We start from the raw sequence: 22,297 nt of genomic DNA, 5'->3' as shown, positions 1-22,297 counted from the left end.
TTTGTGTTCGACGCTAAAGCTTACAGCCCGTCGAGCATCGCCTTGTTGCGCACCGCACCCTTGTCGGCGCTGGTCGCCAGCAGGGCGTAGGCCTTCAGGGCGGTGGTCACTTTGCGTGGACGCTGTTCGACTGGTTTCCAGCCTTTCTTGTCCTGCTCGACCCGGCGCGCAGCCAGTTCTTCATCGCTGACCAACAGGTTGATCGAGCGGTTCGGGATGTCGATCAGCACTTTGTCGCCGTCCTGCACCAGACCGATCGCGCCACCGGCCGCAGCCTCTGGCGAAGCGTGGCCGATCGACAGACCGGAAGTACCGCCGGAGAAACGACCGTCGGTGAGCAACGCACAGGCTTTGCCCAGACCTTTGGACTTCAGGTACGACGTCGGGTAGAGCATTTCCTGCATGCCCGGGCCACCTTTCGGGCCTTCGTAGCGAATGATGACGATGTCGCCTTCCTTCACTTCGTCGGCGAGGATGCCGCGAACGGCGCTGTCCTGGCTTTCGAAGATCTTCGCGTTGCCTTCGAAGACATGGATCGACTCGTCGACGCCGGCGGTTTTCACCACGCAACCGTCGAGAGCGATGTTGCCGTACAGCACGGCCAGGCCACCTTCTTTCGAATAGGCGTGTTCGAAGCTGCGGATACAGCCGTTTTCACGGTCGTCGTCGAGGGTTTCCCAACGGGTCGATTGACTGAACGCGGTCTGGGTCGGGATGCCCGCCGGGCCGGCCTTGAAGAAGTGATGCACGGCTTCGTCGGTGGTCTGGGTGATGTCCCACTTGGCGATGGCTTCTTCCATGCTGCGACTGTGTACGGTCGGCAGGTCGGTGTGCAGCAGGCCGCCACGGGCCAGCGAACCGAGGATGCTGAAGATGCCGCCAGCGCGGTGCACGTCTTCCATGTGGTACTTCTGGATGTTCGGCGCGACCTTGCACAGTTGCGGCACGCTGCGCGAGAGACGGTCGATGTCGCGCAGGTCGAAATCGATCTCGGCTTCCTGGGCGGCAGCCAGCAGGTGCAGGATGGTGTTGGTCGAACCGCCCATGGCGATGTCGAGCATCATCGCGTTCTCGAACGCCTTGAAGTTGGCGATGTTGCGCGGCAGCACGGATTCGTCGTTTTCGCCGTAGTAGCGCTTGCACAGCTCGACGATGGTGCGGCCGGCCTGCAGGAACAGCTGCTCGCGGTCGCTGTGGGTCGCCAGGGTCGAACCGTTGCCCGGCAATGCCAGGCCCAGCGCCTCGGTCAGGCAGTTCATCGAGTTGGCGGTGAACATGCCGGAGCATGAACCGCAGGTCGGGCAGGCGCTGCGCTCGTACTCGGCAACCTTCTCGTCAGAAGCGCTGGAGTCGGCGGCGATCACCATGGCGTCGACGAGGTCGAGGCCGTGGGAAGCGAGTTTGGTCTTGCCGGCTTCCATCGGGCCGCCGGAAACGAAGATCACCGGAATGTTCAGGCGCAGAGCGGCCATCAACATGCCCGGGGTGATCTTGTCGCAGTTGGAGATGCAGACGATGGCGTCGGCGCAGTGGGCGTTGACCATATACTCGACGGAGTCGGCGATGATCTCGCGGCTCGGCAGCGAATAGAGCATGCCGTCGTGACCCATGGCGATGCCGTCATCCACGGCGATGGTGTTGAATTCTTTCGCTACGCCACCGGCGCGTTCGATTTCCCGGGCAACCAGTTGACCGAGGTCTTTGAGGTGCACGTGGCCCGGCACGAACTGGGTGAAGGAGTTGGCAATGGCGATGATCGGCTTCTTGAAGTCGTCATCTTTCATCCCGGTGGCGCGCCACAGTGCGCGGGCGCCGGCCATGTTGCGGCCGTGGGTGGATGTTTTCGAGCGGTAATCTGGCATGGAGCACTCCGGGCGGCTAATCAGGTATCAAAAGGGAGTGAGCTTCTATTGACGTCTGGAACACTCAGAAATGGCCGTGTGTCCTGGATGTTGCCGATGACTTTGCGGGATCGCCGCTTGCCTCAGCCTGAGCTCATAAACCCGCCGGGGGATGAATGGCGATGAATCAGCCGATTCTACACCGCTGGCGTCTGGAGGGAATGGCGCAAAGCGTTGTTCCAGTGCCGACGGTGCGTATGGCATGACGACTGGCAGGCTCAATCGCTGCCAGAGGGCGTGACGGCGTCGTTTTCGATGACGCTGGCGCGATGGCTGATCCGCTTGTTCAACGCCAGCGCGATGCAACTGAGCAGGACAAAACAGTAGCCGAGGGTGGCTTGCAGGTTACTTGGGCTCAGGCTGATCAAGGCGCTGATCAAGCCACCACAAATGAAAATGATCGTACTGCCTGCCGAAGCCGAGGTGCCGGCATTCTCGGGAAACAGGCTCATGGCCAGCGACGTGGCTGCAGGGCGCGTGATAGTGGTGCCGGCGGTGCAGATCAACATCGGAATCAGCACCGTGGCCGCCGAGAGCGCAAGGTGCCTGGCCATGAACAGCATCACCAGCCCCGCCAGCAGGATCAGGCTCAGCCCGACCACCATTTGCTGTCCGGGCGAGATTCGCCGGCTCAGCAGTGTGGCGACGATCCCGCCAGCGACATAGGCCGCACCGTAGATCAGCAGGATCAGCGAGAAGTCGTAGGCTGACAGCTGCAACTGATCCATGAAGATCAACGGCGAAATGACGATGAACGAGAAGTGGCAGGCGAACGCGAAAGCCGAAATCAGCCAGTAGCCGACGAACTCGAAATCCCCCAGCACCCGTCGATAGGCGCTGAGAAAGTTGAGCGGTGTAGCCTTGACGGCTGGCCGCCCACCCTCCAGAAACAGCCAGGCTTTGAGCAACACCACTGCCGCCAAAACGATGAACAGCCAGAAGCTGCCGCGCCAGCCCAGGGTCGCTTGCAGAAAAGTGCCGGCCAGCGGTGAGACCGAGATGAAAATCCCGGTGGCGGTCACCATCAGGATCCGCAGACGATCACGCTCGGCGCCCTCGAACAGATCCTGCACCAGCGCCTGTGACAGGACGAAACAGCCACAACCGATGGCCTGCACGATGCGAAAAGTCATGAACAATGTGTAGTCACTGGTCATTACGCAGCCGATGGCGCCGAGGATCGAGACAGCCATGCCGGCGAGCAACAAGCCCTTGCGCCCGATAACGTCGGACAACGGCCCGATCAGCAGTTGGGCAAAGGCAATGCCCACGGCGAACAGACTGATCGACAGGGCGATGTCGGTCGGAGTGCTGGCGAAGTGTTCGGCCAGCGCAGGGAACGATGGCAGCAGGACATCCAGCGGAAACACCCCCAGCAGCACCATGGCCAAAAGCAGACTGACCGCCCCGCGTCGTTGTCGAGTCGTTACCACCGTTCTTCCTTCAAGCATCGATCAGTCCTGCCTTGGCGAAAAGTTTGCGGTTGTTGGGAAGCGCGAAGAATCCGGCTTTTTCGAGTGCAGCAAGCGTAGCCGTGGCTCCGGATCGGGCACGCTGGCGGCTGGCCTGTTCGTTGGTCAGGCTGTCGAGGATTTCCTTGATTGCGCCTTCGCCTATGCCGGCACGGCGCAGGCTTTGGTGCAGCCACTGCTCGTCGACTTCGAAGAAGGTCGCGAGGGTCTCCAGCAAGGTTCTGGCCGCGAAGGCGCGCTGGCGGCTGTTCAGGGTCAGCCAGAGGTAGTGGAAAACCTCGGAAAAAAACCGACTGTGGCGCGCTTCATCAGCGAGGTGGTCGCGCAGCATGTCATTCACGCTGCTGACCAACGCTTCCCGACATACATCCAGCAGCTCCCGGGCAATGATGGTTTCCGAGACGAAACCGAGCAGAAACCATGCCAGCGGTCTTTTGCTCTCCGGTGTTCGGGCAATCTGACCGGTCAGGCGGGTAATGCGCAGCGGTATCTGCGGACGCCCGGTGAAACCATGCAGTTCGGCGATCTGTTCGGCCAGACGATGAGAGAACAGCGCGTGATAACCCTCGTCGGTATAGAGCTGCAGCGCGGCGGTTTTCATCCGTGAAGGAATGTATGCGGGCAACTCGCCGTGGACGATGGTTTCCACGGCACGGTTGACGATGCGGTGTTCAAGCAGCGTGGTGTAGTCGAGGAAGTGCACCAGGTGATTGGCCGCAAGCCGATGCATGACCTTGCTGCCCGCGGCTTCGATGGCCGGGTGGGACAGGTACGGCAGGAAGGCCGGCGGAAACCAGAAGCGGGTTTGCAGTTGCAACGGCAGGTCTGCGGGTAACTGGTAGTCGTGCCGGCTGGTGCGTACTGAAGCGTGGTTGTCCCAATCGCCGAGGGTGAAGCGAAGCGCCGAGGACTCTGGCGCTTCAGGCTGATCCGCGGTTGGCGCGTTCATGTTCGCTTCTCCTGCAACAGGTCACGCATTTCCTGACACATCGCCTGACCGTCACTGGCGCCGCAGCCGACAAAGAACAACGGTTGTTCAGCGCTGCCTTCGAGTTTGAGCAGGGCTTCGACCTGACGATCGGCAAACGCCCCGGTCAGCCACGTTCCCAGGCCCAGTGCCGTGGCTACCAATTGAAAGGTCTGCGACAGATGACCGGCCTCGATGAACGCCATGCGATAGGCGCGCGAGTGTTCATACTTCCACCAGAGCTTGTCGAAACGAGCGGTGATGAACAGACCCAGCGGCAGGTTGTTGATGAAGTGCTGACCCGCCAGCAAATGACCCAGCGCGGGGGCGGGCAATGGATTGACCCAGCTGAGTGCATGTTCTGCAGGGTGATAGGCGTAAATGCCCGGCTCCAGGCCCTCGATATTGCGTGCCAGAAGAAATCCTTCACAGGCATTCAACCCGCCACCTGAAGGACTGCTGCGACGGGCGCCGAGGCCTTCGGCGATGCTCTCGTCGCGGTCATTGTCGCGATGGCGAAGAAAGCCCAGCGAGAGGTACAGCAGTGTACCGACGTCATTGAGCGTGATCGCTTCGCCAGTAAAGGAGCGGCAGGTTTTTCTCAGGCGCAGGACATTACCCAGGCTGGCGACGGTCAGGGCCGCAGAGGCGGGCAGGGTGATCAGAGGTTTGTCTTGAGGGATCGGGCGATCCTGCGCGGGTGCCGGTGTGGTCAGCACGGCGCTGCAATGGTTCAGGTATTGCCTGGACCACTCATGAATATTCTGGGGTATCTGTTCGCAGGGAATGTTCTGGGTGCCGATATGATAAATCTTCGACAACTCATCCCAGCCCCATTGCGGGCTGTCTATTTTTGCAACGGTTAATATGCCCGCATTCAGAAGTTGTGAGTCTATTATGTTGCGTCTGTCGAATTGCTCCGGATTATTGATAAGTTGTGCAAGTCGACAAGAATAAGTCAGGTCCAGCTCATGCTGAGTATGGTCTTTATAATTCCAGACTATTTGTCCGGGTGTGCGCGGCAATATGAATAAATAAGGATTGATGTGCATGTTGTATGGATCGCTCTGGAAAGGGTCGAAAGAACGCTGGGGTGCCGGCACTCCCCAGCGTTCTGGCTCACTTAGCGGGCTTTAGGCGCAACCAGGAAGGCCAGGTTTGCGATTTTGTTGGTTTCCAGAGTAATTGCTTTCATAAGTATGAACTCCTTGTTCATTGAGAGTGAATGTCACCGTCGTGGTGACAACTTAATAATAGGTTGTAATGAATTATTGGCAAGCGATACTTGGGTAGGAAATTTCTATTAATTTTGTCGGAGTGGGCGTGCTGCAAGGGCGAGCTTGTAAGTTTTAGCTCTTGAAATTTAATGCGCAGGGAAATGTCCTGCATGCATGTAGGAAGTTAGTTGTAGGAAAGAGGAAGAAAATTCGACGACATTGCATCGCCGTAAAGCCAACGGGGAGCCCGCAGGCTCCCCGTTTCATGGGCCGATCAGCTGTTTGGCAGCAGGCGGCAGGTGATGCTCTTGATGTAGCGAGTTTCGGCGATGGCCGGGTGTACCGGGTGATCCGGACCCTGACCGCCGCGCTCTAGCATCTGGATGTTGCGGTCCAGGTGACGGGCGCTGGTCAGCAGGATGTTTTGCAGATCGTCCTCCGGCAGGTGCATGGAGCACGAAGCGCTGACCAGAATGCCGTCCTTGGTCAGCAGGCGCATGGCTTGCTCGTTCAGACGACGGTAGGCACCTTCGCCGTTCTTCATGTCTTTCTTGCGCTTGATGAACGCAGGCGGGTCGGCAACGATCACGTCGAAGCGCTCTTCGCTGGCCTTGAGCTCTTTCAAGGCTTCGAACACGTCGCCTTCGATGCAGGTCATCTTGTCGGCGAAGCCGTTCAGCGCGGCGTTACGCTCGACACCGTCGAGGGCGAAGCCCGATGCGTCGACGCAAAACACTTCGCTGGCGCCGAACGCGGCAGCCTGCACGCCCCAGCCCCCGATGTAGCTATAGAGGTCGAGGACGCGTTTGCCTTTGGCGTAAGGCGCGAGGCGGGCGCGGTTCATGCGGTGGTCGTAGAACCAGCCGGTTTTCTGGCCGCCAATGACCGGGGCTTCGAACTTCACGCCGTTCTCTTCCAGTGCGACCCATTCCGGCACCAGGCCGAACACGGTTTCGACGTAGCGGTTGAGGCCTTCGGCGTCACGGGCGGCGGAGTCGTTCTTGAACAGGATGCCGCTTGGCTTGAGCACTTGGGTCAGCGCTGCAATCACGTCATCTTTATGTGCTTCCATGGTCGCCGAAGCGATCTGCACCACGAGGATGTCGCCGAAGCGGTCGACCACCAGGCCCGGCAGCAGGTCGGAGTCGCCGTAGACCAGGCGATAGAACGGCTTGTCGAACAGACGCTCGCGCAGTGACAGGGCCACGTTCAGGCGGTGTACCAGCAGCGACTTGTCCAGTGCCAGTTTGATGTCACGCGACAGCAGACGCGCGCAGATCAGGTTGTTCGGGCTCATCGCGACGACGCCCAGCGGCTTGCCGCCAGCGGCTTCGAGGATCGCCTGATCGCCGGCCTTGAAGCCGTGCAGTGGCGTGGCGGCCACATCGATTTCGTTGCTGTAGACCCACAAGTGGCCGTTGCGCAGGCGACGGTCGGCGTTGGCTTTGAGGCGCAGGCTAGGCAGGGACATGACGTCGCTCCGGAAAAAAGAGCGGGAGTATACCGTGTTGATGCGTGTGCAGGTTCAGCGCTGGACATGTGGCGAGGGAGCTTGCTCCCGCCGGGCTGCGAAGCGGCCCCAATTCATGCCACTCGATTCATCAGGAAGAACCGGTTGGCAGGGCTTGCGACTGCTGCGCAGCCGAGCGGGAGCAAGCTCCCTCGCCACAGAGGCGCGTCAGGCCGACAGCGCGTCGATCAGTTCTTTGTTGAACGCCGGAATATCGTCCGGCTGACGGCTGCTGATCAGATGACCGTCCTTGACCACTTCCTTGTCGACCCAGTTGGCCCCGGCATTCACCAGGTCATCCTTGAGTGTCTTGAAACTGGTCATGGTCTTGCCATTGACCAGCCCGGCGGAAATCAGCAGCCAGCCGCCATGGCAGATCACTGCAATCGGTTTGCCGGCGGAGGCGCCGGTCTTGACCAGATGCTGGGCATCCTGGTCGATGCGGATGGTGTCGGAGTTCTGCACCCCGCCCGGCAGGACGATCGCGTCGTACTGCTCGCTGCTGGCGCCTTGAAAGGTCTGATCGACCTTGAAGTCATCCGCCGGCTTGTCGTGGTTCCAGCCTTTGACCTTGCCGGCCTCGGCCGAAAGGATGTCGACCTGGGCGCCGGCCTGCTCCAGTGCTTGTTTTGGCCCGGTCAGTTCAACCTGTTCGAAACCGTCTGTTACTAAAATGGCGACGCGTTTGCCAGTGAGGGAAGTAGCCATCGATAAGCTCCTGAGTCTGCGGGAAATTACCGCCGAGCCGGTGCTTGATTGTCCGGTCGGCCTTACAAAGTCCGAAGCCTGAGCGTGAATGAAAGTTCCTGACAATTGCCCACTGGTGTGTCGTAGTGCGGTTTTTAGAGGTTAGAATCGCCGCCTGTCCCAGAGTGTGTACTTATGTCCCAAGAGCTGACCACCGAACAGATTCAACAATCCCTGCAAGGCATCAGCGTGCCCGCGCAGCCGCAGATCATGGTGGATCTGCAGATGGAGCAGTACATGCCCGACCCGGACCTGGAGGTGATCGCCAAGCTGATCGCCCAGGATCCCGGCCTGTCCGGTTCTCTGCTGAAAATCGTCAACTCGCCGTATTACGGCCTGAGCAACAAGATCACTTCGATCCAGCGCGCGGTGAACCTGTTGGGCAGCCGCTCGATCATCAACCTGATCAACGCGCAGTCGATCAAGGGCGAGATGAACGACGACACCATCGTCACCCTCAATCGTTTCTGGGACACCGCCCAGGACGTGGCGATGACATGCCTGACCCTGGCCAAGCGCATCGGCACTCAGGCCGGCGATGAAGCCTATGCCTTGGGACTGTTCCACGACTGCGGCGTGCCGTTGATGCTGCAACGCTTCCCCAACTACATGTCGGTACTGGAAACGGCTTACGCCAACGCCAGCGCCGAGTGCCGGGTGGTGGACACCGAAAACGCCGAGTTCAACACCAACCACGCCGTGGTCGGCTACTACACCGCCAAGTCGTGGCGCCTGCCGGAACACGTGAGTACGGCGATCGCCAATCACCACAATGCGCTGGCGATCTTCAGCGACGAGTCCTCGCGCAACAGCCAGATGAAGAATCTGCTGGCGATCCTGAAGATGGCCGAGCACATCTGTGCGTCTTACCGGGTACTGGGCAATCAGACCGAAGACCACGAGTGGAACAGCATCGGCCCGCTTATTCTCGATTACGTCGGTCTGTCGGACTACGATTTCGAAACCCTCAAACAGACAATCCGCGACCTCGGCGCGCATTGATTCGAGAACGTCATGCCTGAATTGCCGGAAGTCGAAACCACCCGCCGGGGCATTGCTCCGCATCTGGAAGGTCAGCGCGTCAGCCGGGTGATCGTGCGGGATCGCCGGCTGCGCTGGCCGATCCCCGAAGACCTCGATGTGCGCCTGTCCGGGCAGCGCATCGTGCTGGTCGAGCGGCGCGCCAAGTATCTCTTGATCAATGCCGAAGTCGGCACTTTGATCAGCCACCTGGGCATGTCGGGCAACTTGCGGTTGGTGGAAGTCGGGTTGCCGGCGCTCAAGCACGAGCACGTCGATATCGAGCTGGAATCCGGTCTGGCGCTGCGCTACACCGATCCGCGCCGCTTCGGTGCGATGCTGTGGAGTACCGATCCGCTCAATCACGAACTGCTGATTCGCCTCGGGCCGGAGCCGTTGACCGATCTGTTCGACGGCGAACGCCTGTTCCAGCTGTCGCGCGGACGTTCGATGGCGGTCAAGCCGTTCATCATGGACAACGCGGTGGTGGTGGGTGTCGGCAACATTTACGCGACCGAAGCGTTGTTCGCCGCGGGCATCGATCCACGCCGTGAGGCCAAGAGCATCTCCCGGGCGCGGTATCTGAAGCTGGCGATCGAGATCAAACGCATCCTCGCCGCAGCCATTGAGCGCGGCGGCACTACGTTGCGGGATTTCATCGGCGGTGACGGGCAGCCGGGGTACTTCCAGCAGGAGCTGTTCGTTTATGGCCGTGGCGGCGAGCACTGCAAGGTCTGCGGCACTGGCCTGCGGGAAGTGAAGCTGGGGCAACGGGCCAGTGTGTTCTGTCCGCGCTGCCAGACGTGAGACAAAAAGCTGAAAAAGTCCTACGGTCTATAGTGAGTGGTCTCACTGTTCAGCCCGAAGGATCGTGCCATGAAGTCCTTGCAAGTCCTGTTTGTCACACTGCTGCTGTGTTCCAGCCTGGCCGTTCAGGCCGCGGAGCACGGCAGCGGTGATCCGCGTTACACCATCCAGAACCCTCCCGCCTACGCCATGATGGGTGATTTGCTGATTGCCCGACCTTTATTGGTGGTGGCAACGGTGCTGGGTGCGGGGGTGTTTGTGGTGTCATTGCCGTTTACCGCGTTGGGTGGCGGGGTCGGCGATGCGGGGCAGGCGTTGGTGGTGGATCCGGCGAAAGCGGCGTTTGTACGCTGTCTGGGATGTACAGGGGAGGGGTTTGAGCAGCGTGAGTGAGCTGATCAGAGTTTTGCGCTGCTGCTGATGGCCTCTTCGCGAGCAAGCTCGCTCCCACATTGGAGCGCATTTCAAATGTGGGAGCGAGCTTGCTCGCGAAGAGGCCCGAAAGAGCGCTACAAATCCGGCGGATCAGGCCTTGCCGGTGATCTTGCGGTACTTTTCCATCAACTGTTCTTCAGTCTCCGGATGGGCCTCGTCCAGTGGAATGCAATCCACCGGGCAGACCTGCTGGCATTGCGGTTCGTCGTAGTGGCCGACGCACTGGGTGCACAGGTTCGGGTCGATCACGTAGATCTCTTCGCCTTGGGAAATGGCGGCGTTCGGGCACTCGGGTTCGCAGACGTCGCAGTTGATGCAATCGTCGGTGATGATCAGGGACATGCTAACTCCAGCCGGGGCGGCAGGCCCGGGCGCAATAAATCAATGCGCGCAATTGTGCCGCATTGGCGAGCGCAGTGCACGCGGCTGCGATCAAGGGCACTGACAGCTGCGATCAAAAAACAAAGATCGCAGCCTTCGGCAGCTCCTACTTTTTGAAGCGTAGGGTCAGGGCATCGGCCACGGCCGGATGCACGAACTTGCTGATATCGCCGCCCAGCGCGGCAATTTCCCGCACCAGCGTCGAGGAAATGAACGAATAACGCTCGGACGGGGTGAGAAACAGGCTCTCGACGTCCGGGGCCAACTGGCGGTTCATGTTGGCCAGCTGGAATTCGTATTCGAAGTCCGACACCGCACGCAAGCCACGCAGGAACACATTGGCGTTCTGCTCCTTGGCGAAATGCGCCAGCAGCGTCGAGAAGCCGACCACTTCCACGTTGGGCAGGTGTTTGGTGACCTCGCGAGCCAGTTCAACCCGTTGTTCCAGCGGGAACAGCGGGTTTTTCTTCGGGCTGGCGGCGACCGCAATGATCACGTGATCGAACAGGCGCGAGGCGCGTTCGACCAGATCGCCATGCCCTTTGGTAATAGGGTCGAAGGTACCTGGGTACAACACTCGGTTCATCGCGTCGTCCTGGCGGGAGTCCGTTGGGGAGTCGGATGGTATCGCAGCCGTCCCGGTCGGCCAAGTCGCCTGTTGGGTAAGAAAGCACTATAGACGCCGCGATAAACCGGTTTTTTCACGGATTTCTCAGCCGATCGGCGAGGGCAGTCGCCAATTGTGCTGTCAGCCCATACACCGACAATTGCGGGTTGGCGCCAATGCTGGTGGGGAACAGCGAGCCATCGTGAATCGACAGATTGCTCAGTTGATGATGCCGGCCAAGGCTGTCGGTGACAGCGTTTTTCGGGTCTTCGCCCATCGCACAACCGCCCATCACGTGGGCACTGCCCAGGCGCGTGCGATACAGCTCAAGGCTCAGACCGTTGATCAGCGTGCGGGCTTCGGCGAGGGTTTTCACGTAGCGCGCATCGGCGTGCATGGGCATCACGGCTTTGGCGCCGCCGGCGAACTGGATCTCGGCCATGCTGTGAAAGGCGCGGCGCAGGCCTTCCCAAGCGTAAGGCGAGACTTGATAGTCGAGCACCGGCGAGCCGTCGCCGCGCAACTCGACACTGCCGCCGGAGCTGTCCGGGTGGAAACCGTCGCGCAGCAAGGCGAGCATCGCGTGAGTGTGCGGCAGGTCGGCCATGTGTTCGGCGTTCTGCTGGCCGAAACCGCCCAAGAGCGTTGCCGCAAGCGCCGGGTGCAGCGGCGGCACTTCGAGTTTGTAGCCCATCGGCCCGTTGGTGCCGTCCTTCCATTGGAAATGATCCGAATAGATCGACTGCGGCGCGCCGTAGAACGGGTTGATCACCTCGTCGAAACGCCCGGCGGACATGTTCACCAGATGCAGGAAGGTACGCTTGCCGAGGCGCTGATGCGGATCCGGCGCATCCGAGCGCAGCAGCAGTGCCGGGCTGTTGATGCCGCCGCCGGCCAGCACGTAATGCCGGGCCTTGACCGTGATTTTGCGTCCGGTCGGCGCAACGCAGCGCTCGTCCATCGCCACGCATTGCAGGCCGGTGATCTTGTCGCCGTTGATCAGCAGTTTTTCCGCGCGGGCCAGGTACAGCAACTCGCCACCCTGTTCCAGGGTCGCCGGAATGGTGGTGACCATCATCGACTGCTTGGCGTTGGTCGGGCAGCCCATGCCGCAATAGCCGAGGTTCCAGCAGCCGCGCACGTTACGCGGGATCACGTGCCAGCTGTAGCCGAGTTGTTCGCAGCCTTTGCGGATCACGTCGTTGTTGGCGTTAGGCGGGACCATCCAGGGTGCGACGCCGAGGCGCTGTTCCATTTTTTCGAACCACGGCGCCATCTCGGCCGGGCTGTGACCTTTGACGTTGTGTTCCTTGGCCCAGTGCTCGAGGGTCGGCTCGGGCGTGCGGAAACTCGACGTCCAGTTGATCAGCGTGGTGCCGCCCACCGCACGGCCCTGGAGGATGGTGATGGCGCCGTCCTTGCTCATGCGGCCGATGCCTTCCTGATAGAGGCTGCTGTAGGCCTGGTCTTCGAGCATCTTGAAGTCGGAACTGGTCTTGAGCGGGCCTTCTTCGATCAGCAGCACTTTGTAGCCGGCGGCGCTGAGGATCTCCGCCGTGGTGCCACCACCGGCACCGCTGCCGATGATCGCCACGTCGGCTTCCAGCGTCAGATCGGCGGTCAGCTGTGCGCCGTTGTAGGTTATCCAGCCACGGGCGAGGCCTTCGCGGAACGGGTCGGGTACGGGCATTGATCAGGTTCTCTTGTTCTTGTTGTTCTTGCGGCCTTCGCGAGCAGGCTCGCTCCCACATTTGCGCCGCAAACCCCTGTGGGAGCGAGCCTGCTCGCGAAGGGCGCGACTCGGTTTCAAACCGTGGGCGGGCCGGGATAACCGCAATGCGCCCAGGATTCGGCGCGGGTGTACCAGGCCATCATCACCATCTGCTGCAATGAGCTGTGGCCCATGCGCAGCAGGCTCAATGAACTGTTTTGCCAGCGCTCGAGGAAGTGGCGCATGGCCTCGGGGCTGGCGTTTTCCCAACTGCCCCAAATTCCGGTGAGCGGGCCACGGGTGACGGCCATGCCGAGCACGTCGAACAGCTGCCGGGTGAGTTTGAGCATCTCCGGCGACAGGTGATCGAGGCTGTAATCCAGCGACTTGAGGGTGCCATCGATGGCACCGGGCATTTTTTCGCTCGCCACGGCGCCGTCGAGCATCACCGGAATCAGTGCGCGCAGAAACAGCAGGTCGCCGTCACGCAAAGTGACGAAGCCATTGGCTGCGACACTCGATGAACAACCACTGAGGCTGGCGCCGAGGCCGGCGGTGGCGAGAAAGGCCGTGGCACCGAGGCTGAATTTCAGCAGGCCACGGCGCGACAGGGCAGGTGTTTCGGTCAGGCTTGGGTGCATTGTTGTTATTACCCGGCGGTGACGACGATTAGCGGATGAACAGCTTCTGGATCAGTTTCTGGATCGATTTGCCGTAGGGCGGGTAAATCAGCCTGGCGGCATTGAAGCGCTGTTTGATCAGCACGCCTTTGGCCTTGCTGAACGTCAGGAAGCCTTCGTGGCCGTGATAGTGGCCCATGCCCGAAGGGCCGATGCCGCCGAACGGCATGTCGTCCTGCGCCACATGCAGCAGGGTGTCGTTCAGGCACACACCGCCGGAGTGGGTTTCGTGCAGCACGCGGTTCTGTTCGCGCTTGTCGTAGCCAAAGTAGTAAAGCGCCAGAGGACGCGGGCGCTGATTGATGTAGGCAAACGCCTGATCGAGATCCTGATACGGCACGATCGGCAGCAACGGGCCGAAAATTTCGTCCTGCATCACGGTCATCTCGTCAGTGACATTGAGCAGCAGGCTGTGCGGCATGCGCCGGCCCTGGCCCTGTTCGAACAGCGGGATCAGCAGCGCGCCCTTGCTCGTGGCGTCGCTGACATAACCGTTCAGCCGGGCCAGTTGGCGCTCGTTGATGATCGCGGTGTAGTCCGGGTTGTCAGCGAGGGTTGGATAGAAATTGTTGACCACCTGGCGATAGGCTTCGACGAACGCGCCGACGCGGTCTTGCGGCACCAGCACGTAATCGGGGGCGACGCAGGTCTGGCCGGCGTTCAGGGTCTTGCCGAAGGCGATGCGTTCGGCGGCGTCCTTGAGCGGCACGTCGCGGGAAACGATGGCCGGGGACTTGCCGCCGAGTTCGAGGGTCACCGGGGTCAGGTTTTCCGCTGCGGCGCGCATCACGTGTTTGCCGATGCTGGTGGCGCCGGTGAACAGCAGGTGATCAAAGCGCAGACGGGAAAACGCCACGCCTATGTCGGCCTCGCCGAGCACCACGCAGACCAGGTCTTCGGGGAAAATCCGCCCCAGCAGAGTCTTGAGCAACTGGCCGGTGGCCGGGGTCGATTCGCTGAGCTTGAGCATCACCCGGTTGCCCGCCGCCAGTGCGCCGACCAGCGGGCCGATGGCCAGATACAACGGGTAGTTCCACGGGACGATGATGCCGACCACGCCGAGCGGCTGATACACGACTTTGGCCGACGCCGGCTGAAAGGCCATGCCGACTTTGCGCCGCGACGACTTCATCCAGCCCTTGAGATGGCGGCTGGCGTAATGGATGCCGTGCAGGCTGGGCATCAGCTCGGCGAGCAGGGTTTCATCAGCGCTGCGATGACTGAAATCCGCGCTGATGGCCTCGACCAGCGCCTGCCGCTCCTGGCTGAGCAATTCGCGCAACGCCTTGAGCCACTGCTGGCGCTGATCTGCCGGCGGCATCGGGTTGGCGGCATAGGCGGCGCGCTGTGCCGCGAACAGCCGATCCAGCTCTTCCAGGGGCTGTTGCAGCGTTTGCAGATAAGCAATGTCGGCAGTCATCGTCGGCTCCGGATTTATTGTAGTGATGACTTTCTAGAGTCTATGCTCTAGAAAGTCAAATGACTTCCCGACACAGCTTTGTTTTATCCAGTTCCGGTTAGGTCGTAAGATGCCCCTCACCGCACTCTGAATTAAAGCTCAAGCCATGGCCCCACGAATAAAAACCAGCGAGCGCATCGTGCAGAACAGCCTCGAACTGTTCAATCAGCAGGGCGAACGCAGCATCAGCACCAATCACATTGCCGCGCACATGGAGATTTCTCCGGGCAACCTGTACTACCACTTCCCCAACAAGCAGGCGATCATCGCCGTGTTGTTCAGTGAGTACGAAAGCCTGGTGGACAGCTTTCTGCGCCCGCCGCAGGGGCGTGCCGCCACCGTCGAAGACAAGCGCTATTACCTCAAGGAGCTGCTGTCGGCGATGTGGGGCTACCGCTTCCTGCATCGCGATCTCGAGCACCTGCTCGACAGTGACCCGGATCTGGCCGCGCGCTACCGGCGCTTCTCCCAGCGCTGCGTGATCCAGGGCATGGCGATCTACGAGGGCTTCGTCGCCGCCGGCATCCTCAAGATGGATCGGGTGCAGATCGAATCCCTGACGATCAATGCCTGGATCATCCTCACCTCGTGGGTGCGCTTTCTGTGCACCACCCGGGAAAACTCCAACCACCTCAGCGAACAGGCCATCAAGCGTGGCGTGTATCAGGTGTTGGTGCTGGAAGCCGGATTCGTCACTGATCAGGCGCGCGAAGAGGTGAATGCCTTGTTCGACGAGTTCTACGTGCCGCTGGCCCAGGCCCTCGAGGAAGGGCGCTAAACCATTTCGAAGTCGCTCACAGGAGTCCGTTATGCCGATTGCGCAACTGCTCAGCCCGAATGCACTGGATGCCCGCAAGGAGCAGCCGGGGCTGGTGATTCTCGATTGTCGTTTTGCCCTCGAAGACCCGGACTACGGGCAGCGCAGCTATGCCGAAGGGCACATTGCCGGCGCCCGCTTCGCCGACCTTGAGCGCGACCTCAGTGGCAAGGTGATCAAAGGCGTGACCGGGCGTCATCCGCTGCCCGAGCCGGCGGCATTGATCGAACGTCTGCAGGCGTGGGGCATCAATGCCGACAGCGATGTGGTTTTGTACGACGACGGCCCGGGTGCCTATGCGGCCCGCGCTTGGTGGTTGCTGGCGTGGCTGGGCAAGCGCGATGGTGTGTTCATTCTCGACGGGGGCCTCAAGGCTTGGCACGCGGCCGGTCTGCCGCTGAGCCTGGATGCGCCGTCGGTCAGCCGGGGCAATTTCAGTGGTCAGCCGGACATGAAACTGCTGCTGAGCGCCGAACAATTGCAGAAGCGCCTCGGTCAGCCGACGCTGACGTTGATCGACGCCCGGGCCTTGCCGCGCTTCAAGGGTGAGGTGGAGCCGATCGACCCGATCGGCGGGCACATTCCCGGCGCGCAATGTGCGGCGTTTACCGAAAACCTCGGCAGCGACGGACGCTTCCTGCCGGCGGAGCAGCTCAAGCAGCGCTTTGCCGCGAAACTAGGTGATCGTTCGCCAACGGAACTGGTGGCTTATTGCGGCTCCGGAGTGACGGCGTGTCACAACCTGTTTGCGTTGTGCCTGGCGGGGTATCCGCTGGGTTCGCTGTATGCGGGGTCGTGGAGTGAGTGGATCAACGAGCCTTCCAGAGGTATAGCCATGGGCGAATAACAGCAAAAGATCGCAGCCTGCGGCAGCTCCTACAGGGGCCGGTGAACCTTGTTGGAGCTGCCGCAGGCTGCGATCTTTTAGCGTTCCACGCGGGCACTGCGATACGCCGCCGGCCCCACGCCATAAACCTGCTTGAACTGCCGGCTCAGATGACTCTGATCGGCAAAGCCCAACTGCATGGCGACTTCCACCGGCAGACAACCACCCTGCAATAAACCCCGGGCCGTGGCGATGCGTTGCTGCATCAGCCAGGTGTGCGGCGGCATGCCGGTGGCGCGGCGGAACACCCGGGCGAAGTGGAAGGGCGACAGATTCACCGCAGCCGCCAGTTCTTCCAACGATGGTGGCGCCGCGAGTTGCGCGTGCAGCAGCTCCTTGGCCATTACCACCGCGCGGTGTTCCTTGCCCGGTTTGCCGTTGATCTGCACCGCCGCATGCCGTTGCAACAGCAGCAGCATCATTTCGCGCCACATCGTCTGCTGTTGCAGCGCGGTGGCCGGGCTTTCCAGCAAGCGATGCAACTGACAGAAACCGTTGACCAGATCCGGGTCGCGGTACAGCGTTGCACCAAACGCCGGCATCGGCGCGGTGGGCAGTTCCAGTTCTTCGAGCAAGGACACGATCTGTCCGGTATCGGGATAAAACGCCCGGTACAGCCAGCCGTCCTCGGTGCCCTTGTGCCCTGTGTGCAGTTCATCGGGATTGATCAGCACCAGCGTGCCGCTGCCGGCCAGGTGTTCGGCGCCGCGATAGCGATAACGCTGGGCGCCGGCCATGATCATGCCGATCACATAACCGTCGTGGACGTGCGGGGCGAAGCGATGCTCGATGTAGCGCGCCGACAGCAACTCGACCCCGGCCAGCGGCGCGGTTTGCCAGAATCGGATCGACTCGCCCTGATCGTTCATGACGTCACACGGGCCAGCCATTGCGGGATGCGCCGTTCCAGGTAGTAACCGGGCTGGCGGAACGTGCCATCGACAAACCCGACATGCCCACCCTTGGCCTGCAGCTCGAACCGGGTGCTGGCGGACAGTTCCTCGGCGGTCGGCAGACTGTGGGGAAACACGAACGGATCGTCCGCTGCCTGAATGATCAGGGTAGGGGTGCGGATTTCACCGAGAAAGTAGCGACTCGATGCCCGGCGATAGTAATCCTCGGCATCGGTAAAACCATGCAACGGCGCAGTGATCCGGCCATCGAAGTCCCAGAAGGTGCGCATGTTCTCCAGCGAACCGAGCGCCGCCAGAGCCGCCAGGCCATCCTCGCGTCCGTCATGCTGGAACTGGCGTTGCTTGTTCTTGATGTAGGCGACCATCTCGCGCATGAAATGCGCCTGATAGACCTTGGAAAATCCCTGGCCGATCCGGTCTGCACACTGATCAAGACGAAACGGCACCGACACCGCCACTGCACCGAGCACGCCGCTGTCGCTGCCGGTCTCGCCCAGATGCTTGAGCAACACATTGCCGCCGAGGGAATAACCGACCGCATACAGCGGCGCCAGTGGCCGCTTGGCGCGCAGGTGTCTGATGGCTTCGGCGAGGTCTTCGCTGGCGCCGGAGTGGTAACTGCGCGGCAGCAGGTTGGGTTCGCCGGAGCAACCGCGCCAGTTCAGCGCGACGCTGGCCCAGCCTTGCGCGGCGAGTGCTGCCTGAATCCCGGCGACGTAGGGTGAATTTGAAGAGCCGGTCAGCCCATGCAGCACCAGCACCAGCGGCGCCTCGGCGCTGTGCGGGCCGTGCCAGTCGAGATCGAGGAAATCCCCGTCATCCAGCCACAGGCGTTCCCGCTCGCGATCAAGGTGGACGGTTTTGCGCCACAGCGGCCCCCACAAGGTTTGCAGGTGCGGATTGCCGAGGCCGAAGGCGGGGGTGAAGCGTTCAGTTTCCAGAGGGCACACACCTTTTGTGGCGAGGGAGCTTGCTCCCGCTGGGGCGCGAAGCGGCCCTTTTTGGGGACTGCTGCGCAGTCCAGCGGGAGCAAGCTCCCTCGCCACAGGGTTGTTCAATACGTTCAGTTGACTGCCATACGTTGCCACAACGCGTAGTACACCCGCCCGGATTTCTGTTCGCGGTGCAGGCGCCAGTTGCCCGGCAGGCCCAGCGTCGAAGGCGCGGTCTCGCTTTCAGTGTAGATCCACGAATCCGGCGCCAGCCATTGGCGCTCTTCCAGCAGAGTGCAAACGGCCGGCAGCAGGTTCTGGTTGAACGGCGGATCAAGGAACACCAGGTCGAACGGCGTGGCGACCTGGGTTTCCAGATAACGCAGCGCGTCGGCGGTCTGCACCTGGCCGTTGGTGCAGCGCAGGGTGCCGAGGTGTTCTTTCAGGCTCGACACCGCAACGTGGCTGGCATCCAGCGCCTGACCCATGGCCGCGCCACGCGACAGTGCTTCAAGAAACAGCGCGCCGCTGCCGGCGAACGGGTCCAGCACCTTGGCCCCGGCCACATACGGTGCGAGCCAGTTGAACAGGGTCTCACGCACGCGATCCGGTGTCGGGCGCAGGCCCGGCGCATCGGGGAAGCTCAGTTTGCGGCTGCGCCATTCGCCGCCGATGATGCGCAACTGGTTCACACCGTTGTGAACGTTCTGCGCAGGTTTTTTAGGACGAGTAGCCATTAATGCTCCGGAACCCCGAGCGGTTGCTCGGCAGGTTTATCAGATGGGGCCGGTAACGGCTTTTGCGGCACGGTCGGGCCAGCGCTGACGATGACCAGTTTGTCCGTGCTCAGGTGTTTGTTCATCGCGTCTTTGACCTGCTCGACAGTCAGGCTCTGGGACTGACGCATGAAGTCATCCAGATAGCTCAACGGCAGATTATAGAAGCCCATGGCGCCCAACTGGCCGACGATATCGGCGTTGCTCGCGGTGGACAGCGGGAAGCTGCCGGCCAGTTCGCGTTTGGCGTCGTCGAGTTCTTTCTGGGTCGGGCCGGTCTTCAGATAATCGGCGAGCACGTCCTGCACCAGTTTCAGGGTGCCTTCGCTCATTTCCGCGCGAGTCTGCAGGTTGATCATGAACGGGCCGCGAGCCTGCATCGGGCTGAAACCCGAATACACGCCATAGGTCAGGCCGCGCTTCTCGCGCACTTCGCTCATCAGGCGGGTGCCGAAACCGCCGCCACCGAGGATCTGGTTACCCATCGACAGCGCCGCGTAATCCGGGTCGTCACGGTCGATGCCCAGTTGCGCGAGCAGCAGGTTGGTCTGCTTCGACGGGAACTCGATGTGATTGACGCTGGCTTTCGGTTCCTGCGGCTGGGCGATCTTCGCCAGCGCCGGGCCTTTCGGCAGGGCACCGGAAACCTGGTTGGCAATCGCCTCGGCTTCGGCGCGAGACAAGTCACCGACCAGCGCGATCACCACGTTGCCCGCCGCGTAGGCCTTGGCGTGGAATTCACGCAGTTGCGCCAGAGTGATCTTCGGCACGCTCTGCGCATTGCCGTCACTGGAGTGCGCGTATGGGTGGTCGCCGTACAAACGCTTCATCAGCTCGAGGCTGGCGAGTTTGCCGGGGTTCTGTTTCTGGTATTCGAAACCGGCGAGCATCTGGTTCTTGATGCGCGCGAAGGAGTCGGCCGGAAAGGTCGGTTTGCCCACCACTTCGGAGAACAGCCTCAGCGCCGGCTCGCGCTGGTCGGCGGCGCTCAGACTGCGCAGCGAAGCCAGCGCCATGTCCTTGTAGGCGCCGTTGCCGAAATCCGCACCGAGGCCTTCGAAGCCTTGGGCGATGGCGCCGACGTCCTTGCCGGCCACGCCTTCGTTGAGCATGGCGTTGGTCAGGACTGCCAGACCCGGCGCATTGCCGTCCTGACTGCTGCCGGCGGCGAAGATCAGGCGCATGTCGAACATCGGCAGCTCATGGGCTTCGACGAACAGCACCTTGGCGCCTTCGGCGGTGTTCCAGGTTTGCACGTCGAGCTTGCGGCTGGCCGGGGCCTTGCCATCGAGTTCGGCCAGCGATTGCAGCTTCTGGCTGGTCTTGGCGTTGTCCAGTGCTTCGCTGGCGTCGGTTTTGACACCGGGCATCAGATAGAACGCGGCGGAGCCGATGACCGCCGCGGCGATCAGGCCGAGCAACAGGCGTGGGGATTTGCGCTCACTCATGAGTCGTCTCCAGTGGCAGGACATGGGCGACGCTGAGACGTTCGCGGGTGAAATACAGCTTGGCGGCGTTCTGGATGTCTTGCGGGGTCACGCTTTCCAGATCGGCGAGTTCGGTGTCCATCAACTTCCACGACAGCCCGACCGTTTCCAGTTGGCCGATGGCGGTGGCCTGACTGGTGATCGAATCACGTTCGAACACCAGGCCGGCAATCACTTGTGCCCGCACGCGCTCCAGTTCTTCGGCGGACGGTGCGGTGGTTTTCAGCTGGTCCAGCAGCTTCCACAGACCGGCTTCAGCTTGCGCCATGGTCTTGTTCTTCTGCGTGTTCGGCGTCGCCGACAGTGTGAACAGGCTGTCGCCACGGGTGTAGGCGTCGTAGCTCGACGAACCGCCGGAAACCAGCTCTTCGCCGCGCTCCAGTTGCGTCGGGATGCGCCCGCTATAACCGCCGTCGAGCAGCGCCGAGATCAGCCGCAGGGCGTTGACCGAGCGCTTGTCTTCAGCGGTGGCGATGCTGGGCACGTTGAAACCGAGCATCAGGCTGGGCAGTTGGGTTTGCACATGCAGGGTGATCTGGCGCTCACCCGGCTCGGCCAGCTCCAGCGGTTTCTTCGCTGGCGGCACGTCGCGCTTGGCAATCGGCCCGAAGTAGCGCTGGGCCAGGGTCTTCACTTCATCCGGGGTGACGTCGCCGACCACCACCAGCGTAGCGTTGTTCGGCACATACCAGGACTGATACCAATGCCGCAGCTCCTCGACCTTCATCCGGTCCAGGTCCGCCATCCAGCCGATGGTCGGCGTGTGGTAGCCGCTGGCCGGGTAAGCCATCGCCTTGTAACGCTCGTAAGCCTTGGACATCGGCTTGTCGTCGGTGCGCAGGCGACGCTCTTCCTTGATGACTTCGATTTCCTTGGCGAACTCGTCAGCCGGCAGGCGCAGATTGGCCATGCGATCGGCTTCCAGTTCAAACGCTACGCCCAGTCGGTCGCGGGCCAGCACCTGGTAATAAGCAGTGAAGTCGTCGCTGGTGAAGGCGTTCTCTTCGGCGCCGAGGTCGCGCAGGATCAACGAGGCTTCACCGGGACCGACTTTCTCGCTGCCCTTGAACATCATGTGCTCGAGCGCGTGGGACAGACCGGTCTGGCCCGGGGTTTCGTAGCTGGAGCCGACCTTGTACCAGACCTGCGACACCACCACCGGCGCGCGATGGTCTTCGCGTACGACGACCTTCAGGCCATTGTCGAGGGTGAATTCGTGGGTCGGTTGCGGGTCGGCCGCCAGGGCCGAAAGGGGCAGGCAGACTGTGCTGAGCAGCAGGCCTGCAGCGCGGCGGGCTAGAGCATTCATTCGTTTTTTAACCTGTTGGGCTGCCCGCTTGGTCTTAGCGTCGGCGGGCGAGAGGGTGCTAGGATACTGATCCGTTTTACCGGCGACCACGCCTATCAGGTTTTCAGGCCTGATGCGGTTGTATAGGTTGGCGGCAGAAAGCTGCGGTTTATCGACTAGACTTCGCTTTTTCGCCGATTTTGCCGGTTTAGTCCTTCGTTAATACGAATCTTTGGGGTGCCGCTGGCGCCTCGACAAAATGTTGCGCGTGAACAAGCTGGAT

At 61.5% G+C, this 22,297-nt stretch carries 21 protein-coding genes; 5 read left to right on the top strand and 16 right to left on the bottom strand.

The window, feature by feature from the left end; genetic code table 11:
* Positions 1-20 precede the first annotated feature (20 nt).
* From ilvD to LOY52_RS25485, 6 genes are all read right to left on the bottom strand, one after another.
* A complete protein-coding gene (ilvD, locus tag LOY52_RS25510; protein ID WP_007964170.1) occupies positions 21-1,862 on the bottom strand; it encodes a dihydroxy-acid dehydratase in 1,842 nt (613 codons plus the stop codon).
* A gap of 257 nt (positions 1,863-2,119) precedes the next feature.
* Positions 2,120-3,352, bottom strand: coding sequence for a multidrug effflux MFS transporter (locus tag LOY52_RS25505; protein ID WP_258677002.1), 1,233 nt, complete (start codon positions 3,350-3,352; stop codon positions 2,120-2,122).
* Complete coding sequence (locus LOY52_RS25500; RefSeq protein ID WP_258677001.1) at positions 3,345-4,322, bottom strand: diiron oxygenase; 978 nt, start codon at positions 4,320-4,322, stop codon at positions 3,345-3,347. The genes LOY52_RS25505 and LOY52_RS25500 overlap by 8 nt, the downstream gene beginning before the upstream one ends.
* Positions 4,319-5,392, bottom strand: a complete 1,074-nt coding sequence (locus LOY52_RS25495; protein WP_258676999.1) for a SagB family peptide dehydrogenase — start codon at positions 5,390-5,392, stop codon at positions 4,319-4,321. The genes LOY52_RS25500 and LOY52_RS25495 overlap by 4 nt, the downstream gene beginning before the upstream one ends.
* 439 nt (positions 5,393-5,831) lie before the next feature.
* Complete coding sequence (locus LOY52_RS25490; protein ID WP_258676997.1) at positions 5,832-7,028, bottom strand: class I SAM-dependent rRNA methyltransferase; 1,197 nt, start codon at positions 7,026-7,028, stop codon at positions 5,832-5,834.
* Positions 7,029-7,235: 207 nt separating this feature from the next.
* A complete protein-coding gene (locus LOY52_RS25485; protein WP_027610555.1) occupies positions 7,236-7,775 on the bottom strand; it encodes a type 1 glutamine amidotransferase domain-containing protein in 540 nt (179 codons plus the stop codon).
* A 228-nt stretch (positions 7,776-8,003) separates the two neighbouring features.
* On the opposite strand from LOY52_RS25485, the gene LOY52_RS25480 reads away from it, so the two are divergent.
* From LOY52_RS25480 to LOY52_RS25470, 3 genes are all read left to right on the top strand, one after another.
* On the top strand, positions 8,004-8,816 hold the full coding sequence (locus LOY52_RS25480; protein ID WP_258680050.1) for an HDOD domain-containing protein: 813 nt from the start codon (positions 8,004-8,006) through the stop codon (positions 8,814-8,816).
* A 12-nt stretch (positions 8,817-8,828) separates the two neighbouring features.
* Complete coding sequence (gene mutM / locus LOY52_RS25475) at positions 8,829-9,641, top strand: bifunctional DNA-formamidopyrimidine glycosylase/DNA-(apurinic or apyrimidinic site) lyase (RefSeq protein WP_003229159.1); 813 nt, start codon at positions 8,829-8,831, stop codon at positions 9,639-9,641.
* A gap of 69 nt (positions 9,642-9,710) precedes the next feature.
* Positions 9,711-10,034: a multidrug transporter gene (locus LOY52_RS25470; RefSeq protein ID WP_258676993.1), complete on the top strand. Its 324-nt coding sequence runs from the start codon at positions 9,711-9,713 to the stop codon at positions 10,032-10,034.
* A gap of 132 nt (positions 10,035-10,166) precedes the next feature.
* On the opposite strand, the gene LOY52_RS25465 is transcribed toward LOY52_RS25470, so the two are convergent.
* From LOY52_RS25465 to LOY52_RS25445, 5 genes are all read right to left on the bottom strand, one after another.
* Complete coding sequence (locus tag LOY52_RS25465) at positions 10,167-10,418, bottom strand: YfhL family 4Fe-4S dicluster ferredoxin (protein WP_003195146.1); 252 nt, start codon at positions 10,416-10,418, stop codon at positions 10,167-10,169.
* 145 nt (positions 10,419-10,563) lie between these two features.
* A complete protein-coding gene (gene coaD, locus LOY52_RS25460) occupies positions 10,564-11,043 on the bottom strand; it encodes a pantetheine-phosphate adenylyltransferase (RefSeq protein WP_003229157.1) in 480 nt (159 codons plus the stop codon).
* A 115-nt stretch (positions 11,044-11,158) separates the two neighbouring features.
* The gene (locus LOY52_RS25455) at positions 11,159-12,754 is read right to left on the bottom strand and encodes a GMC family oxidoreductase (RefSeq protein WP_258676991.1); all 1,596 of its coding nucleotides are present in this window, start codon (positions 12,752-12,754) and stop codon (positions 11,159-11,161) included.
* A 116-nt stretch (positions 12,755-12,870) separates the two neighbouring features.
* Positions 12,871-13,416: a twin-arginine translocation pathway signal protein gene (locus LOY52_RS25450; protein WP_258676989.1), complete on the bottom strand. Its 546-nt coding sequence runs from the start codon at positions 13,414-13,416 to the stop codon at positions 12,871-12,873.
* A 28-nt stretch (positions 13,417-13,444) separates the two neighbouring features.
* Positions 13,445-14,875: a coniferyl aldehyde dehydrogenase gene (locus tag LOY52_RS25445; protein WP_258676987.1), complete on the bottom strand. Its 1,431-nt coding sequence runs from the start codon at positions 14,873-14,875 to the stop codon at positions 13,445-13,447.
* Between the two features lie 145 nt (positions 14,876-15,020).
* Here LOY52_RS25445 and LOY52_RS25440 point away from each other — a divergent pair, with 145 nt between their 5' ends.
* Both LOY52_RS25440 and LOY52_RS25435 read left to right on the top strand, forming a co-directional pair.
* Positions 15,021-15,692 (top strand): TetR/AcrR family transcriptional regulator, encoded by a 672-nt coding sequence (locus LOY52_RS25440; protein WP_007964152.1) that lies wholly within the window; start codon positions 15,021-15,023, stop codon positions 15,690-15,692.
* Between the two features lie 31 nt (positions 15,693-15,723).
* Complete coding sequence (locus LOY52_RS25435; protein WP_258676984.1) at positions 15,724-16,578, top strand: sulfurtransferase; 855 nt, start codon at positions 15,724-15,726, stop codon at positions 16,576-16,578.
* Between the two features lie 77 nt (positions 16,579-16,655).
* Here LOY52_RS25435 and LOY52_RS25430 read toward each other — a convergent pair whose 3' ends face one another.
* The 5 genes from LOY52_RS25430 to LOY52_RS25410 all read right to left on the bottom strand — a co-directional run bounded on the left by LOY52_RS25430 (position 16,656) and on the right by LOY52_RS25410 (position 22,035).
* Entirely contained in the window at positions 16,656-17,486 is an 831-nt protein-coding gene (locus LOY52_RS25430) for an AraC family transcriptional regulator (protein WP_258680048.1), read from the bottom strand.
* Positions 17,483-18,481, bottom strand: a complete 999-nt coding sequence (locus tag LOY52_RS25425) for a hydrolase (protein ID WP_258676982.1) — start codon at positions 18,479-18,481, stop codon at positions 17,483-17,485. Before LOY52_RS25425 ends, LOY52_RS25430 begins: the two co-directional genes overlap by 4 nt.
* Positions 18,482-18,594: 113 nt before the next feature.
* A complete protein-coding gene (gene rsmD / locus LOY52_RS25420) occupies positions 18,595-19,200 on the bottom strand; it encodes a 16S rRNA (guanine(966)-N(2))-methyltransferase RsmD (RefSeq protein ID WP_041063575.1) in 606 nt (201 codons plus the stop codon).
* Positions 19,200-20,687 carry a pitrilysin family protein gene (locus LOY52_RS25415; protein ID WP_258676978.1) on the bottom strand — a complete coding sequence of 496 codons (1,488 nt, stop codon included), beginning with the start codon at positions 20,685-20,687 and terminating at the stop codon, positions 19,200-19,202. Before LOY52_RS25415 ends, rsmD begins: the two co-directional genes overlap by 1 nt.
* Positions 20,680-22,035: a pitrilysin family protein gene (locus LOY52_RS25410; protein ID WP_258676976.1), complete on the bottom strand. Its 1,356-nt coding sequence runs from the start codon at positions 22,033-22,035 to the stop codon at positions 20,680-20,682. The genes LOY52_RS25415 and LOY52_RS25410 overlap by 8 nt, the downstream gene beginning before the upstream one ends.
* Positions 22,036-22,297 lie beyond the last annotated feature (262 nt).

Source organism: Pseudomonas sp. B21-051 (genome assembly GCF_024748795.1).
GTDB classification, from domain to species: Bacteria; Pseudomonadota; Gammaproteobacteria; order Pseudomonadales; family Pseudomonadaceae; genus Aquipseudomonas; species Aquipseudomonas putida_A.
The sequence above is the reverse complement of the archived record's forward strand: the minus strand, read 5'-3'. Positions and strand labels throughout refer to the sequence as shown.

Excerpts from the sequence above, each read along its gene's own strand:
- LOY52_RS25470 (WP_258676993.1), top strand. The coding sequence starts at position 9,711 with ATGAAGTCCTTGCAAGTCCTGTTTGTCACACTGCTGCTGTGTTCCAGC.
- rsmD (WP_041063575.1), bottom strand. The coding sequence starts at position 19,200 with ATGGCTACTCGTCCTAAAAAACCTGCGCAGAACGTTCACAACGGTGTG.
- LOY52_RS25465 (WP_003195146.1), bottom strand. The coding sequence starts at position 10,418 with ATGTCCCTGATCATCACCGACGATTGCATCAACTGCGACGTCTGCGAA.
- LOY52_RS25490 (WP_258676997.1), bottom strand. The coding sequence starts at position 7,028 with ATGTCCCTGCCTAGCCTGCGCCTCAAAGCCAACGCCGACCGTCGCCTG.
- LOY52_RS25455 (WP_258676991.1), bottom strand. The coding sequence starts at position 12,754 with ATGCCCGTACCCGACCCGTTCCGCGAAGGCCTCGCCCGTGGCTGGATA.
- coaD (WP_003229157.1), bottom strand. The coding sequence starts at position 11,043 with ATGAACCGAGTGTTGTACCCAGGTACCTTCGACCCTATTACCAAAGGG.
- LOY52_RS25505 (WP_258677002.1), bottom strand. The coding sequence starts at position 3,352 with ATGCTTGAAGGAAGAACGGTGGTAACGACTCGACAACGACGCGGGGCG.
- LOY52_RS25410 (WP_258676976.1), bottom strand. The coding sequence starts at position 22,035 with ATGAATGCTCTAGCCCGCCGCGCTGCAGGCCTGCTGCTCAGCACAGTC.
- LOY52_RS25485 (WP_027610555.1), bottom strand. The coding sequence starts at position 7,775 with ATGGCTACTTCCCTCACTGGCAAACGCGTCGCCATTTTAGTAACAGAC.
- LOY52_RS25415 (WP_258676978.1), bottom strand. The coding sequence starts at position 20,687 with ATGAGTGAGCGCAAATCCCCACGCCTGTTGCTCGGCCTGATCGCCGCG.
- mutM (WP_003229159.1), top strand. The coding sequence starts at position 8,829 with ATGCCTGAATTGCCGGAAGTCGAAACCACCCGCCGGGGCATTGCTCCG.
- LOY52_RS25435 (WP_258676984.1), top strand. The coding sequence starts at position 15,724 with ATGCCGATTGCGCAACTGCTCAGCCCGAATGCACTGGATGCCCGCAAG.
- LOY52_RS25495 (WP_258676999.1), bottom strand. The coding sequence starts at position 5,392 with ATGCACATCAATCCTTATTTATTCATATTGCCGCGCACACCCGGACAA.
- LOY52_RS25430 (WP_258680048.1), bottom strand. The coding sequence starts at position 17,486 with ATGAACGATCAGGGCGAGTCGATCCGATTCTGGCAAACCGCGCCGCTG.
- LOY52_RS25500 (WP_258677001.1), bottom strand. The coding sequence starts at position 4,322 with ATGAACGCGCCAACCGCGGATCAGCCTGAAGCGCCAGAGTCCTCGGCG.
- LOY52_RS25450 (WP_258676989.1), bottom strand. The coding sequence starts at position 13,416 with ATGCACCCAAGCCTGACCGAAACACCTGCCCTGTCGCGCCGTGGCCTG.
- LOY52_RS25440 (WP_007964152.1), top strand. The coding sequence starts at position 15,021 with ATGGCCCCACGAATAAAAACCAGCGAGCGCATCGTGCAGAACAGCCTC.
- LOY52_RS25445 (WP_258676987.1), bottom strand. The coding sequence starts at position 14,875 with ATGACTGCCGACATTGCTTATCTGCAAACGCTGCAACAGCCCCTGGAA.
- ilvD (WP_007964170.1), bottom strand. The coding sequence starts at position 1,862 with ATGCCAGATTACCGCTCGAAAACATCCACCCACGGCCGCAACATGGCC.